Raw genomic sequence first — 17,414 nt, forward strand, 5'->3', positions numbered from 1 at the left:
TATAAAAAAATAATACCAATATTTTATACCAATTATAAATGGTAGATGGCATGTTAATTTATCCTTACCTCGACCTTTTGCGGCAAGAGAGCAAAGATTGCATCATTTAGCCTTTATAATTGGTATTATATTAAAGAAGAAAGAGATTAGTTTAAGCGCTATTTATTGTTAGAAAAGCAGAATAAGCTTTGAGGTGAAAATGATAATGTTTAAAAAGTATCTCTAATGTTTCTTATTTGTTTTTTTAGTTTAATGAATATCTAACTAACAAATAATAAGCGAATAATAATATAAAATAGAAAAAATGAAGATTACAAAGAGCAAATTAACTGTACTAATTCTATTCTCAGTTATATTTAATTTCACTTTAAGTGCCCAGAAATTATATGTAGGTGCTAATTATCATCCGCACGATGATAAGAATATGGAGAAAATAAAAAAGGATATTCAATTAATGAAAGCTGGTGGATTCACTGCAGTCCGTATGGGGCATTTGGCATGGGACAGTTACGAACCATCTGAAGGTAATTTTGATTTTGAATGGTTTGATAAAGTTATGGATATGATGAATCAGGCCGGAATTAAAGTTATACTGGATATTGCGGTACGTCCTGCTCCTATGTGGCTGCACAAAAAATTTCCATCTATTGATATTGTGGATCAAAAAGGGAATACAATATTTCCAAACCACCGTTATATGGAAGATGTTGGTGATGTAAATTATCAAAAATACGCATTAAGATATGCGGATATAATTACCAAAAGATATGCGAATCATCCTGCACTGGCTGCTTTTGGTATCGATAATGAGTCAGGAGATGGTCCTATTTCTTACTCTGAAACAGTAAGACAAAGATTTATAGTTTGGTTAAAAAATAAATATACAACCATTGACAAAGTAAACAAGGAGTGGGCTACACAGCGTTGGTCTAAAAGACATAATGAATTTGAGGAAATTGGTCTTCCAGTTGAAATTTATGCTCATGATACCCCTGAGAAAATGCTTGATTTCAGACGCTTCATTTCAGATGAAATCAATCAGTTCCTATTCAAAGTCATCGATAAGGTGAATACCAATGCTCCAAACGCATTAACCAATACTAATGCCTGGTATTATAGTGCGCTTAAATATTTTGATTATGCACCTATGGCTTATTCTGGTAAAATGACACGACATGGTGCTGGATTCTATCCAGGAAATTCCCTGACAACAAATTGGGGAGTTATGAATTCGTTGTTTGGAATAGCACGCATTCAATTTGAAAGTACAAATCCATTTTGGTGCAGCGAGTTCACAACTATGACTGCTGTCCCTAATTCGATTAGAAAATCAGCTTATGCAACGCTAATGTATGGAAACCAAATGGTGTGCGGCTGGACGTGGCAAAGCATGTGGGCTGGTGAAGAACAATATCTTCAAGGCATGCTTGATTGGGACGGGATACCGAATAGAAAATACGATGAATACAAGCAAATTGCAACTGAATTTAAAAAAATAGAAAAATATTTCCCCTACAATTTGCAAGCAGAAGTAGGTTTGGCTTTTTCCTTTCCAAGTCAGATAGCTAGTAATGATTTTCCAAAAAAACATGACGAACAGCTACAGGGAGCTTTTGGTATCTTTTATTATAGAAATATGGATACCCGAATTCTTGACATTGGTAAAAGTACTTTGAATTATAAATTGTTAATAATTCCAGGTGTTACTGTAATGGATGAAACAGCAGCAAATAAAATACGAGAATTTGTTAAGAATGGTGGTACAGTAATAATGAGCAGCAATTCGGGGCTTGTTGATGAAACAGGGCAAATATTCAAAACAACCCGTCCGGGAATGCTCAGTGACGTGTTTGGTGTTCGCGTGGCAAGTTTTGAAGAAACAGAAGCATTTAATGAAATATCCCGCAAGGCATACAAAGGCAAAAAGTTGGAAGTAATTTATAAAGGAAAAGCAGTAGATACAGACTCAGAGCGTTTTGAGATAATAGAGTCCAAAGGAGCTAAGATTATGGCCAGTATAACCAGTTTAGATAAGGATTATCCGATATTGTTTTCTAATAAATATGGCAAAGGCAGGGCTATTTATGTAGGACTTCCAGTTGATGGAAATGTGCTTAACCCATTGCTTGACGAGCTAATAGATGAACTGGGAATTAAGAAGGGACCAGTGGTGCCTGTAGGAGTAATGGCAAGGCAAATTGATAAAAATCATTTCTTGTATTTTAATACGACTGGCGAACCAAAAAAGATAGAAATGAAAGGAAAGTCACGAAGTATTCTTTTCGATAAAGAGTTCTCAGATAATTTTATTATTGCTCCTTATGAGCCTGAATTTATAGAATTAAAATAATTATTGTTCCAGATAAAATATCCACCAGCGTCCAATTTTTTAAGGTTTAAGTGTTAACTATAAGTTGGTTATAGTTTTTTTTTTGGCGCTGGTGATTTTTATATATCAGAGCTAGTTAGTTGTTATTTGCGCTTAACAGGATATTTTTTTAGAAGAATTAGATTTTTTTTCAAAGAATTATTCCTAAGGAATGTTTTGAAAAAAGCGATGGCAGGTTTTCAAGACTTAAAAAGTGAGGTCTAAAAATATAATTTAAAGATTTATAATGTTATTAAAATTAAAATTTTGGTTTTCTCTAAGTTTGTTTGTTACAATAAATTTATGGGGACAGCAATACCCTTATCAGAATCCCGAATTAAGTGCTGAGGAACGCGCAAAGGATTTAATCTCCCGTCTTACGTTGAAGGAAAAGGCGGCTTTAATGATCGATGAGTCAGAAGCAATTCCTCGTTTAGGTATAAAAAAATTCAACTGGTGGAGCGAAGGATTGCACGGTATAAGATATGGCTATAATGTATCTGTTTTTCCGCAATCCATCGGGATGGCAGCATCGTTTGACGATAAGTTGGTTTACAATGTTTTCAGCGCTGTTTCTGATGAATTTCGTGCCAAATATCATGAGCTTCGAAGAACTGGGCAGGAAAACAGCAAATTTATGAATTTGTCAGTTTGGACCCCCAACATAAACATATTCCGTGATCCACGCTGGGGACGCGGACAGGAAACCTATGGAGAGGATCCCTACCTGACCACCCGTATCGGGATTTCCGTAGTAAATGGACTTCAGGGTCCTGTCGATTCAAAATACAAAAAGCTATTGGCGTGTGCCAAACATTTTGCGGTGCACTCCGGCCCTGAGTGGAGCAGGCATTCGCTGAACCTGAACAACGTTAATCCGCGTGATTTATGGGAAACCTATTTGCCGGCATTCAAAGCGTTGGTTCAGCAGGCCGATGTGCGTGAAGTTATGTGCGCCTATCAGCGTTTAGATGATGAACCTTGTTGTGGCAGTACACGCCTGCTGCAAAAAATCCTTCGCAACGATTGGGGTTTCAAATACCTGGTTGTTTCCGATTGTGGTGCCATTGCGGATTTTCATAGTAGTCATAAAGTTTCGTCAGATGAAATGCATGCGGCTGCTAAAGCTGTCCTGTCTGGTACCGATGTAGAATGTGGTTGGGGCTATGCCTACAATAAATTGCCGCAGGCAGTTGATAAAGGATTGATTGATGAAAAGGAGATAGATGAACGTTTGTTAAGGGTTTTGGTCGGACGTTTCGACTTAGGTGAAATGGATGATGATTCATTGGTCTCATGGTCAAAAATTCCGATGTCGGTAATTGATTCCAAAGAGCATAAGGAACTGGCTCTTAAAATGGCTCAGGAATCGATGACATTGCTTCAAAATAAAAATAATATCCTTCCATTGTCAAGATCAGCAAAAAAAATTGCTGTGATTGGGCCTAACGCCGACGATGAGCCTATGTTGTTAGGCAATTACAATGGCTTTCCATCAAGTATTACTACTATTTTAGAGGGTGTTAAAACAAAACTTCCTGCAGATAAAGTATTTTATGATAAAGGCTGTGACCTGATTGAAGAGATGATTACCCGAAGCCTTTTCGAAAATTGCTCTTTAGATGGAAAAGCAGGAATCAAAGCAACTTATTGGAACAACAAAGAATTTAAGGGAGATGCTGTAGCACAAGAGCAGATTGTAAATCCGATACAATTGACTACTGCTGGTCAGAACCAATTTAGCCGTGGAGTAAATCTTAAAGGCTTTTCGGGAAAATATGAAGCGGTTTATCATGCCGGCCAATCAGAGGAAATCGTTTTTAGATTGGAATTTGGCGGAAAATGTGATGTAATGGTAAACAATGAGATCTTGTTCTCCAAAGAATTATGGCAATTAGCTCCAATACGACTTCCGTATAAGGTTGAAAAAGGGAAAGATTACAAGGTTGAGGTTAAATTTTCTGCCGTTAACGATGGCGTAGAAGCAAGTCTTAAATTAAATATCGGCAGGGAGATTCCAGTTAATTATGATGAATTGCTGCATAAATTAAAAGGTATAGATGAAGTGATTTTTGTTGGTGGGATTTCACCAAAATTAGAAGGGGAAGAAATGCCAGTAGAATTCCACGGTTTCAAAGGTGGCGACCGAACCAATATTGAACTTCCTGAATCGCAGCGCAAATGTTTGCAGGCGTTGAAAAAAGCAGGCAAAAAAGTGGTGTTTGTAAACTGCTCAGGGGCTGCCATGGCATTAACCCCAGAAACCGAAAACTGCGATGCCATCCTTCAGGCTTGGTATGGTGGGCAATCCGGAGGTCAGGCTGTGGCCGATGTCCTTTTCGGAGATTACAATCCTTCAGGAAAATTGCCTGTTACTTTCTACAGGAATTCAGAAAAGCTCGGCGATATTGAAGATTATTCTATGAAAGGAAGAACCTACCGGTTTATGGACGATGCGTTGTATCCTTTTGGATACGGATTAAGTTATACAGCTTTCAAAATAGGTAATGCCAAGTTAAGCAAAACCACATTCAAAGCCAATGAGACCATCCAATTGACCGTACCAGTTACAAACACGGGTAAACGTATTGGTACTGAAGTTGTTCAGGTGTACGTCCGTAAAGTAAACGATATTGAAGGTCCGTTAAAAACATTGAGGGGATACCAACGGGTAGAAATTCCGGCAGGTAAAACCCAACAAGTTGTCATTGATCTGAATCCTTCTTCATTTGAATTTTTCGATTGGAGCCAGCGAAAAATGATGGTGACACCCGGTGAATATGAAGTGTATTACGGAAATAGTTCCGATACAAAAGTTTTAAAAACCAAATCCATTACAGTCTTGGAATAATAATACTAGTCGTACACGATATTGGTTTATTTAAAGAAAATATGAACAAAGGAGTTGGTGGGGCAGAGTTAGTTATGGCACCTAATCAGAAAGTTATATACACAGGGGGTAAATTACGACTTAAATTCAATAAGAAAACATAAATAATTAATTGATTTTAGAATATGCAAAAAACACTTAAACGTTATTGTAAAACCATGGAATTGCGTAAAAATCCAGCATTAATAGATGCCTATAAAAAAGCGCATGCCAAAGGAGCCGCTTGGCCTGAGATAACAGAGGGCATGAAAGAAGTAGGAATTATTGATATGGAAATTTACCTTCTTGGAACAAGGCTTTTTATGATTATGGATACCATCGCTGATTTTGATCATGAAAAAGCGATGACTGTATTGGCACTAAAACCACGTCAGAATGAATGGGAAGCTTATATGTCCCAATTCCAGAATAGCGATTCGCAGGCAACTGCTGACCAAAAATGGCAACTAATGGAGCAGATTTATAAAATGGACAAATAAACAGCAGATTTTGTTTCAGCACTGGATCAATAAATAACAATAAGAATAGAAAAAGAAATTGTTATCATATACTCTTCGTTGATGTGTGTTTGTAAAATAAGTAATGACGCCAACTAAAAAAAATAATGATAAATAAATAGATATGGATATTAAATTTTTGACCTTAAAATGTTTTTTTATAGTAAGCTTTTGTTGTCTTTCCAGTACTGCAACGTTTGCTCAGACTGTTCAGATTACAGTAAATGCTGCTGTAAACAAAAAAAAGATATCTCCGAATATCTATGGAAAAAATGACGGACTGGAACAATCTGTGCAATATTATAATGATGCGGGATTGCACTTCGCTCGTGTTGGTGGTAATAACGCGACGACTTATAACTGGCAGGCAAAACTTGATGTTCATCCTGACTGGTATAATAATGTTTATGCTTCTGATTGGGATGTAGTGGCACAAAGAGTTATGGATAATATCCCGAACAACATTCAGGGTATGTTTACCTTTCAGTTACTGGGCAGAGTTGCATCCAGCAACCAGCATAATTTCAATGACTGGGAGTTTAACCAATCTAAATATTGGTCTGGACTTGGTCAAAATTTAGCCGGAGGTGGAGTAGTTAATACAAATGGCGGGGCTAAGGCCTTGGTTGACGGTGACATCAATTTGTTTTCTGTGCCTTGGCCAGCAGACTCGTCTGTGGGAATTCTTAATGATTGGTTTGGAACCAATGGTAAAGGGTATAATAAAGACCAGTTTGTATACTGGAGTATGGACAACGAGACAGATATATGGTTTGCTACTCATGATTGGGCAATGCCAACGCAGCTATCGGCCTCTGCCTTTATGGACCGCTACATTGAATTAGCGAAGAAAGCAAAAGCTTTGTACCCGGGTATCAAGCTGTGTGGTCCGGTTGGAACATCTGAATGGTTTTGGTACAACTGGCAAAATGAAAATATATGGATCAATGGCAGATATTATCCCTGGATTGAGTATTTCATCAAACGCCTTGGAGATGAGTATAAGGCAACCGGTATAAAACTGGTAGATGTAGTGGATCTTCATAATTACCCTGCTTATAATAATGATGCTGAGGCACTGCAGGGACACCGGATTTATTTTGATCAAACCTATGATTATCCGGGCTCAAACGGTATTAGTAAAATTAACGGCGGTTGGGATACCTCAATTAAAAAGCAATATATATTTAAGCGTATCGACGGCTGGTTAAACGAACATTTTGGCGCCAATCACGGCATAACTACCGGTGTTAGCGAATGGGGTACCATGTCAGGCAGCAATCCAAGTCTTGAATCGGTTATTTATGCTTCGCATCTTGGTACGTTTGCCAATAATGGTGTTGAATTATTTAGTCCATGGAACTGGTCTATAGGGATGTGGGAAACTTTGCATCTTTTCAGTCGTTATGCCAAAGACTATAGCGTTTCCAGTACTTCATCGCTGGAAAACACGGTTTCGGCTTACACCTCTGTAAACCAAGCTGCTGACGCGATGACTGTAATTATTGTGAACAAGGACATGAATGCATCACGTACTGTAACGGTAAATCTTAGTGGTTTTTCTGTCGCGAATGGAAATTCAGAAACACTCCAGCTTTCCGCGCTGCCAGCAACAGAAACATTTGTATCTCATACCAATAATGCCTTAAAAAAGAGCACTGTAATTGTTAATTCAAATGCATTTACGATTTATGTGCCTGCTTTATCTACAACAGCAGTTTTGCTTAAGGCAGCCACCATATTGTCAGTTGGAGATAATAACACACTCCCTACCAGTGAAACAATAATGCTTTATCCTAACCCTGCAAACGATAAACTTCAGATAAAATTTAATTTGGCAATTACAGAACCAACCCAATTAGCCGTATATAATATGGCGGGGCAAAAACTAAAAGTTTGGACTGTAAATAGCGACCCCGAAGTAATACAGGTTCTTGACGTGAGTAAATTTTCTGCCGGTTCGTATTTTTTATCAGTAAAAAACAGCAGCTATAAAAAAAGTATACCCTTTATAATTGCCCATTAGCATCTATTTAAAAATACAGTTTATATAAAATTAAAAGTCATATGCATGCTATTTAAACAGAAAAAATTGATTCCGGTTTTATGGTTTTCCCTTGTTTTATCGTTGATACAAATTGAAGGAAGATCTCAAATTATTAAACAAACAACACAATTTAAAAGAGCAAAAATAAATTTTGATCAAAGCTGGCAATTCCACAAAGGAGATATCGCCATGAAACTTGTTGTTAGAGTTGGTCAGGGTGGGATAACTGACATTAATGTTCCGGTTATTACAAAGAGAGATACAGTCATTGACTATACCAATTTTAAAAGTAGCTCTTCATTTTTTCCAACTGATTGGAGAGAAGTAAACCTTCCACACGATTGGTGTATAGAAGGGACTTTTGTTAATGATAATACACTGGGAAGTCAGCCTGGAGGTAATGGGTACTTACCCGTAGGTATTGGATTTTACAGAAAAGAGTTTGAAATACAAGAAAGCGACAAAGGGAAGAAAATCACTATCGAATTTGATGGGATTTTCAGAAACAGTACGGTTTGGGTAAATGGTCATCTCATTGGCAATCACCTTAGCGGATATACACCTTCAAACTATGACCTAAGTGATTTCTTACGCTATGGCAATGAAGGCAAAAATGTCATTTTGGTGAGGGTTGATGCTACACAGCCCGAAGGTTGGTGGTATGAAGGCTGTGGTATTTACAGACATGTTTGGCTTGTAAAGACAGATAAGCTCCATGTGAACAGGTTTGGCACTTACATTACAACGCCGTCCATATCCGATGCAGAAGCAACTGTGAGTATTAAAACCACATTGAAAAATGAATATAAAACTGCAAAGAACATTTCACTTGTTTCGAAAATAGTGGACAAAACAGGAGTGGTACTTGATACTAAAACCTCCAGTCAGTTACTTGCCCCTTTTGAAGAAATTGAAATTTCTCAAACAGGTTTAATTAAGGCACCTAAACTTTGGTCTCCGGAAACACCAAACCTTTACAAAGTTTTGACTGAAATCTCTGAAGCTGGAAATATTATAGATACTTATGAAACCATTTTTGGTGTTCGAACGGTAGAAATCAACAAAAATGGTGTCTTCCTCAATGGTAAATTGTATCCAGTAAAAGGAACTTGCAACCATCAGGATTTTGCAGGAATTGGTGTTGCTGTTCCTGATAAAATAAATTGGTATAAAATAAAGTTGCTCAAAGAAGCAGGAAGTAATGCTTATCGTTGTACACATCACTTACCGAATCCTGAAGTGCTTGATATGTGCGATAGTATAGGGATGCTGGTATTGGATGAAAACCGTCATTTGTCAAGTTCTGAAGATGGACTAAAAGATTTATCCGCTATGCTGTATCGAGATAGGAATCACCCATCAATATTTATGTGGAGTCTGGAAAATGAAGAAGCGATGCAAGGTACGGTGATGGGGACCAGAATAATGGAAACGATGGTTGAAACAAGTCACAGAATCGATCCAACAAGAAAAGTAACCGCAGCTATGAACCATGCCCGTAATGAAGGGGGATACAGTGATGTGCTTGATGTCGTAGGGTATAATTACGGAGATAAACAACTGGCCTATGTAAAAGATAAAGAAAATCACCCTGATAGGGTTATGTTTTGTACCGAGGGGACAAGCTTTGTATCGACCCGTGGAGAATATGAAAATAGTTGGTGGAAACACATTTGTTCAAACGCAACCTTATGGCAGCCCGAATGGGGTCCCTATCCAGGAGAAGACTGGGCTGATATAGTTAAATATCCCTATCTCGGAGGTTTATTTGTTTGGACAGGGTTTGATTATCGTGGTGAGCCAACGCCATTTACATGGCCTAGTGTAGCCTCTCAGTTTGGGTTTATGGATGTTTGTGGTTTTCCTAAAGACGGTTACTATGCTTATAAAGCAGCCTGGACCGATATTCCGACTGTACACATTTTCCCGCATTGGAATTGGGCAGGAAAAGAAGGAGATAGCATTCAGGTACATTGTTACACCAATTGTGATGAAGTTGAACTGCTCCTCAATGGTAAGAGTGTAGGGAAGCAAAAAACAGTTTCTTATAAGAAATTAATCTGGAATCTTGTTTACAAGCCCGGAAAACTCGAAGCACGTGGTTATAAAGCAGGAAAATTAATTACCAAGGACATTGTGGAAACAACCGCTGCTGCTGCTCAGGTTGCTTTAGACAGCGATGTAAATACACTAAAAGCGGATGGATGTGATGTAGCCGTAATTAAGGTTGCTATAAAAGATGCCAATGCCAGAGTTGTGCCAACAGCTGATAATCTGGTGAAGTTTAGTATTGAAGGTCCCGGAAAAATTATTGGTGTAGGAAACGGTAATCCTAATAGTCACGAACCTGATAAAGCCAGCCAAAGGATGGCTTTCAATGGCTATTGCATGGTGTTGGTGCAGTCAGACAAACAGGTTGGTGAAATCAAGATAAATGCATTGTCAGAAAATCTAAAAGGAGTTGAAGTTGTTATTAAAACCGTTAAATAAGTTAATAAGAAAATTCTAAATACTATCCATGAAAAGGAAAATTCCAATTCGTCCTCTTTTAATGAGTAGAATGATACTACTCTTTTTTCTGTCACTAAATCTTTGTGCACAAGAAAAGAGTTTATCATATGCTGGGAAAAGGCTTTCGGCAAAACAGGCAACAGAAATAAATCCTGAACTGCTTGGAAAACCTTGGGCTGCAAAATGGATTTCTTATCCCGATAATTCAAATACGGATTATGGAGTTTTTCTGTTGAGAAAAGAAATTTCAATTAATACCAAACCTGAAAAATTTATTATTCATGTGTCGGCGGATAATCGTTATAAGTTATATATCAATGGTGTATACGTTTGTAACGGCCCTGCCAGAAGTCATTTGTTTAAATGGAATTTCGAGACCATAGATATTTCCCCATAATAGAATAATAATACTACTATATACAATCCTAAGGTATTTAGAAATATAAAACGTAACAAAATGTACAGCTTAAATTCATATAAAAAACAATATTTTACAAAACAACTAGTATTCCTATTTATACTATGTGTAAGCTTTCTTTCAGGATATGCACAAGATGGCACCGAGAGAAAACAATTATTTGATTATGACTGGAAATTCTTTTTAGGAGACGCTCCTGAAGCCAAAACAAACGATTTCAATGATCAGAGTTGGCGTAAACTTGATCTGCCCCACGATTGGAGTATTGAAGGAAAAATTCATCCTAAAAACACTACTGGTGGAGGTGGCGGATATTTTCCGTCAGGAATTGGCTGGTACCGCAAAACCTTTCTCGTACCAGACAACTGGAAAGCAAAAAAAGCTTCTATTTATTTTGAAGGTGTTTATATGAATTCTGAAGTTTTTATCAACGGAAAATCACTTGGTGGTTATCCTTATGGTTATTCCTCATTCAGTTATGATATTACACCTTATTTAAAAATTGGAAAAGAAAATATTATTGCAGTACGAGTCGACAATTCACAACAGATGAACAGCCGTTGGTACAGTGGATCAGGAATTTATCGTCATGTCTGGATGATGGTCACTGATCCTGTACATGTTGCAAACTGGGGCGTTGCGGTTTCAACTCCCGAAGTATCTTCAAAAAAAGCAACTGTACTGGTGAAAACCAAAATTAAAAATAGAACAGCATTGCCACAGAGAATTGTTGTTAAAACCAATCTTTTCAGTAAGAGTTCTAAAAATATTGGGAACAATCAGACACAGGTTGAGGTTCCTGCTAATAGCGAGAAAGAAATTACCCAAACCATACAAATATCAAATCCGATGCTTTGGACACCGGAAACGCCCCATTTATATCAGGCTCAGGTTCAGGTAGTAAAAGATAAAAAAGTGCTGGATGATACAAAAACCAATTTTGGCATCCGTTCTATAAAATTTACTGCCGGAAATGGGTTTCAGCTGAATGGAAAAACGGTAAAAATAAACGGCGGTTGCGTACATCATGATAATGGCTGCTTAGGTGCTGCTGCTTTTGACCGTGCCGAGGAACGTAAAATTGAATTGCTTAAAGCCGGTGGATTCAATGCCGTGAGAACTTCTCACAATCCGCCTTCTGAAGCTTTCCTTAATGCCTGCGATAGGCTGGGATTACTGGTAATGGACGAATCTTTCGACTGCTGGAAAATTGGAAAAAATAGTAACGATTATTCTAAGTATTTCAAGGAATGGTGGCAACGTGATTTGGAAGCAATGGTGTTGCGTGATCGCAATCATCCTTCCGTTTTTATGTGGAGTATAGGTAACGAAATACCTGAGAGGGCAGATCCTGAAGCTGTGAAAACAGCCCAAATGCTTTCAGACGCATTAAAGAAAATAGACAATACCCGTCCTGTTACATCTGCAATCGTAAATAGTGGTAAGAATTGGGAAGTGTTCGATCCGTTGATGGCGGCACACGATGTTGCCGGTTATAATTACAACCTGCATACTGCTCCGGACGATCATAAAAGAGTGCCTTCGCGCATTATCGTTCAAACCGAATCCTATCCTAAAGATGCTTTTAATAATTGGAAACTGGTACAGGAAAACAATTATGTAATCGGGGATTTCGTTTGGACAGCGCTGGATTATTTAGGGGAATCAGGAATTGGTCGTTATTATTATTCGGGAGAAGTTCCTGGCCAGCATTGGGAAAATGATTTTTTCCCTTATCACGGTGCTTATTGTGGTGATATAGATTTGATTGGATGGAGAAAACCCATTTCCCATTACAGAAGCATGTTGTATAATACGAATGAGAAACTCTACATGGCTGTTCGCGAACCAGCCCCGGAACCGTTAGAAATTAAAGAAACATGGTGGTCAGTTTATCCAACATGGGAAAGCTGGACATGGCCGGGTTTTGAAGGGAAAAATATCGAGGTAGAGGTATATTCAAAATATCCAAAAGTGAGATTGTACCTCAACAACAAACTGATTGGGGAACAAAAAACGAGTAAAGAGGAGCAATTTAAGGCTACTTTTCCGATTCCATATGCGGCAGGTTTGCTTAAAGCAGTCGGAGTAGAAAATGATAAGGAAATGGAATCTACAATTCTTCAAACTGCCGGGGATGCCTCAAAAATAAAACTGACAGCCGATCGAAAAGAAATCCTGGCCAACGGACAGGATTTATCATTCATAACTATTGAAATAACGGATAAAGACGGGACATTCCAGCCTAACGCCACCAACCGTTTGAATTTTAAAATCGATGGACCGGGTGTCATTTTAGGAGTAGATAACGCCGATATAAAAGACTTCGAACAATACGTAGGTAATACTCGTAAGGCGTGGAAAGGTAGAGTTTTAGTAGTAATAAGGAGCGCACATAACGCTGGTGATATTAAACTAACTGTTACTTCTCCCGCTTTGACACAAACAGCAATAAATATAAAAACGGTTAAACAGTAATTAGAAGAGCCAATATATCAAATGAATCGATTTTTTTTATACGGAGTTATTATTATGTTTTTATCGACAAGTATTGGTATCGCTCAGGGATTCCATATAAAGTCTCCCAATGGGAAGATTGATATGGCTTTGGAAAGTGGTGCAAAAATTTTATGGTCTGTCAAACATGAAAACACAGAAGTCATTGCTCCTTCTGCGATCTCATTAGCACTTGGTAGCGGAGTAGTTTTAGGAAACAATGTAAAAGTTATGAATGTTAAAAGTTCAAGGGTCAACACCTCTTTTGCTACACCGGTTTATAAAAAGAAAACAGTGATTGATGCCTACAATCAGCTTACTGTAACTTTTAAGGGTGGCTTTGGTTTGATTTTAAGAGCTTATGATGATGGTGTAGCCTATCGCTTTTTTACAACTAAGAAAGGGCAAATTATTATTGAATCTGAACAAGCTAATTTTAACTTCAGCAAAGATTATAAAGCTTTTATCCCTTATGTACGGGATTTAAGGGAAAATGATATGTATACATCTGCTTTTGAGGCCATGTATGATGAAATCCCGCTTTCTAAATTTGTAAAAGATTCATTGGCTATTTCTCCGCTTCTTGTGGATTTAGGAAATGGAAAAAAGGCTGCTATTATAGAAGCTGAGCTGGAGGATTATCCCGGTATGTTCTTAACAAAGAATAATGAAGCTCAACAAGGTTTGCAAGGAACATTTGCTCATTATCCAAAGGAGGAACGTTTAGGAGGCTATAATAAAATGAACTATATGGTGGTGAAGCGGGAATCTTATATAGCTAAAACAGAAGGTACCCGAAATTTCCCATGGAGAGCGATAATAATAAGTGAGAGTGATAAAGACCTGGGAAATAATGATATGGTCCAAAAGCTTTCTGCACCTTCACAAATTACCGACATAAGCTGGATAAAACCAGGAAAAGTAGCCTGGGATTGGTGGAATGACTGGAATATTTCGAAGGTTGATTTTAAGGCAGGAATTAACACTGAAACCTATAAACACTACATTGATTTTGCTTCCAAAAACCACATTGAGTATGTAGTGCTGGATGAAGGCTGGAGTGAAGAAACCGATTTGCTGAAAGTTTCACCCAGCATGAATATAGAGGAACTCATCAATTATGGAAAGCAAAAAAATGTCGGTATTATTCTCTGGGCTTCATGGTATGCCTTAAATCAGGTTTTAGATAATGTTTTTTCTCAGTATTCAAAAATGGGAGTAAAGGGCTTTAAAATAGATTTCATGGATCGTGATGATCAAAAAATAGTAAAATCAATTTATGACATTGCTAAAAAGGCGGCATCGTATAAACTTTTTATTGATTACCATGGCATGTATAAACCTACCGGTATTCAGCGAACCTATCCGAATATTGTCAATTTTGAAGGTGTTAAAGGGTTAGAGAATGCCAAATGGACGCCAAATGATGATATGCCTCACTATGAAACCAGTATTCCCTTCATCAGAATGCTGGCTGGGCCTATGGATTATACACCAGGGGCAATGCGTAATGCAACAAGGGGAGATTTTCGCCCAAGTAATTCCATGCCGATGAGCCAGGGAACAAGATGCCACCAATTGGGCATGTATATTGTTTATGAAGCACCGCTTCAAATGATGGCTGATAGTCCTACCGCCTATATGAAAGAGCAGCAAAGCACCAACTTCATTGCTCAGATCCCTACCACTTTTGATGAAACAATTGCCCTTGATGGGAAAGTAGGGGAATACGTTGTTATTGCTAGAAAAAAAGGTGATACATGGTTTGTAGGAGGTTTAACTAACTGGTTGGCAAGGGGGCAGGTAATAGATCTGTCTTTTCTGGACAAGGGAATCTACTCCGTTGAAATTTTCAAAGATGGAATTAATGCAGAAAAAGATGCGACAGATTATAAAAGCGAAATAGTTAAAGTAACAAGTACTGATAAGCTAGCAGTAAATATGGCTAATGGAGGTGGTTTCGCAATGATAATTAGTCCTGAAAAATAGTAGAGAATAATAGGTCATCTTTTTTAAGTGATGTAATTAATTAAACATATTAACAATATATAATATATCAAATGAATAGATTTTTTTTAAACGTAGTCGTTCTTGTGTTTTTATCAACTAGTGTTGGTATTTCCCAGGTAAAAGCACCAGCAGCATTTGGTCCTGTTCCGACAAAGAACCAAATGAGGGTGCAGGAAATGGAAAGTTATGCTTTTGTCCATTTTTCGTTAAATACCTATACTGATCAATCGTGGGGATTTGGTAACGAAGATATCAAACTGTTTAATCCCGAAAAATCTGATTGCCGCCAATGGGCCCGCATTTGTAAAGCAGCCGGAATGAAAGGAATTATAATCACGGCAAAACACCATGGTGGTTTTTGTCTTTGGCCATCAAAATACACTGAATATTCAGTAAAAAATGCGCCATGGAAAAACGGAAAAGGCGATATGGTGCGTGAAATGGCCGATGCGTGTAAAGAGTACGGACTAAAATTCGGTGTTTATCTCTCACCATGGGACCGCAATCATCCAGATTACGGAAAACCGGAGTACATTACCTATTTCCGTAATCAACTTACTGAACTGCTTACCAATTATGGAGAAGTTTTTGAAGTGTGGTTTGACGGTGCTAACGGCGGTAATGGGTACTATGGGGGAGCCAATGAAACCCGTACTATTGACCGTACTACTTATTATGATTGGAAAAAAACGTATGAGTTGATTCATAAGCTGCAGCCCAATTGCATGATTTGGAATGATGGTGGAGATCGCGGAGATTTTCGTTGGGTAGGAACAGAATCAGGTTATGTTGGCGAAACCAATTGGAGTTTACTGAACGCAACAGGTGAAGTGCCCTGGAATAATTTGCATTTTGGTGTAGAGAACGGGAATGCCTGGGTACCTGCCGAAGTAAATACTTCTATCAGACCGGAATGGTTTTATCATCCAGACGAAGATACTAAGGTAAAAACAGTCTCGCAATTGATGGATCTTTACTATAATTCTATCGGACGTAATGGTACACTACTGCTTAACTTTCCAATTATGCCTAATGGCCTGATTCATCAAAATGATGAGAAAGCAGCAATTGAATTTGGTAAAGCGGTAAAAGAAGCATTTGTAAATAACCTTGCTCTGAAAGCTAAAGCAAAGGGGACAAATGTTCGTGGTAATTCGGAAAAATTTGGAGCTGACAAAGCCATAGACAATAATAAAGATTCTTACTGGGCGACTGATGATGCTATTACAGCAGCTTCTTTAACGATAGATTTAGGAAAACCAACTATGGTCAACCGTTTTTTAGTGCAGGAGTATATCCGTTTGGGACAACGAGTAAAATCTTTTACTATTGAAGCCTTTGTAGATGGAAATTGGAAAGAAATAACTAGAGGTACAACTATCGGTTATAAACGTATTGTTCGTTTTCCTAGTGTTGAAGCAACGAAGGTTCGTCTAAACATTACTGATTCAAAAAGTTGTCCAACAATTTCAAACATTGGAGTTTATAATGCACCAGTATTCCTTGATGCGCCTTCTATTACAAGAAATCAGTCTGGGGATATTATAATTAGTACTAATGACATAGGTCCATTGTTTTTTTATACACTCGATGGAAGTGAGCCAACATCTCATTCAGAAAAATATACAGGACCAGTTTCAACAAACGGTAAGCCAGCAGTAAAAGCAATTGCTTATGATCCTGCTACATCTAAAAGTAGTCCGGTGGCAGTAGAGCAGTTCGATATTTGCAGAAAAGACTGGAGAATTTTGGAAACACAAGATAAAAATGCTTATTCAATTTTGGATGGGAACACAGCTACAGTATGGCACCAAGGCAAAGACCAAAAAATGCCTGTCGATTTGGTGATTGATTTAGGAAAAGAACAGAACTTATCAGGTTTTAAATATCACCCTGATCAGGGAATGTGGGGACCTGGTATTATAACCCATTATGAGTTTTATGTGTCTTCTGATAACGAAAAGTGGAAATTAGCCGACCAAGGGGAATTTTCGAATATAAAAAACAATCCGTTGTGGCAAATCAAAAGAATTTCGCCAGAAAAGGCTCGATATATTAGGCTACGTGCAATAAAGAATACAGAAAACAATTCCAATTGCGGTTACGCTGAAATAGATGTAATAACTGAATAATGAAATATCAGCTAACAAATTAAATACAAATTTAATATTCAACAA

Annotated in this window: 9 protein-coding genes; all 9 read left to right on the top strand. The window is 37.8% G+C overall.

Going from position 1 to position 17,414, the window contains the following annotated elements; genetic code table 11:
- The first annotated feature begins 304 nt into the window (after positions 1–304).
- On the top strand, positions 305–2,350 hold the full coding sequence (locus tag NLJ00_RS14535) for a beta-galactosidase (protein WP_256634284.1): 2,046 nt from the start codon (positions 305–307) through the stop codon (positions 2,348–2,350).
- Positions 2,351–2,615: 265 nt separating this feature from the next.
- Complete coding sequence (gene xyl3A / locus NLJ00_RS14540; protein WP_256634285.1) at positions 2,616–5,219, top strand: xylan 1,4-beta-xylosidase; 2,604 nt, start codon at positions 2,616–2,618, stop codon at positions 5,217–5,219.
- A gap of 164 nt (positions 5,220–5,383) precedes the next feature.
- On the top strand, positions 5,384–5,737 hold the full coding sequence (locus NLJ00_RS14545; protein ID WP_256634286.1) for an L-rhamnose mutarotase: 354 nt from the start codon (positions 5,384–5,386) through the stop codon (positions 5,735–5,737).
- Between the two features lie 142 nt (positions 5,738–5,879).
- Positions 5,880–7,781 (top strand): glycoside hydrolase family 44 protein, encoded by a 1,902-nt coding sequence (locus NLJ00_RS14550; RefSeq protein WP_256634287.1) that lies wholly within the window; start codon positions 5,880–5,882, stop codon positions 7,779–7,781.
- A 45-nt stretch (positions 7,782–7,826) separates the two neighbouring features.
- On the top strand, positions 7,827–10,292 hold the full coding sequence (galA, locus tag NLJ00_RS14555; protein ID WP_256634288.1) for a beta-galactosidase GalA: 2,466 nt from the start codon (positions 7,827–7,829) through the stop codon (positions 10,290–10,292).
- Positions 10,293–10,320: 28 nt separating this feature from the next.
- Entirely contained in the window at positions 10,321–10,710 is a 390-nt protein-coding gene (locus NLJ00_RS14560) for a hypothetical protein (protein WP_256634289.1), read from the top strand.
- 60 nt (positions 10,711–10,770) lie between these two features.
- Positions 10,771–13,209: a sugar-binding domain-containing protein gene (locus tag NLJ00_RS14565; protein ID WP_256634290.1), complete on the top strand. Its 2,439-nt coding sequence runs from the start codon at positions 10,771–10,773 to the stop codon at positions 13,207–13,209.
- A gap of 21 nt (positions 13,210–13,230) precedes the next feature.
- Positions 13,231–15,216, top strand: a complete 1,986-nt coding sequence (locus NLJ00_RS14570; RefSeq protein WP_256634291.1) for a glycoside hydrolase family 97 protein — start codon at positions 13,231–13,233, stop codon at positions 15,214–15,216.
- Between the two features lie 71 nt (positions 15,217–15,287).
- Positions 15,288–17,369: an alpha-L-fucosidase gene (locus tag NLJ00_RS14575; RefSeq protein ID WP_256634292.1), complete on the top strand. Its 2,082-nt coding sequence runs from the start codon at positions 15,288–15,290 to the stop codon at positions 17,367–17,369.
- Positions 17,370–17,414: the final 45 nt, after the last annotated feature.

The organism is Flavobacterium panici (genome assembly GCF_024499525.1).
Lineage (GTDB): Bacteria > Bacteroidota > Bacteroidia > Flavobacteriales > Flavobacteriaceae > Flavobacterium > Flavobacterium panici.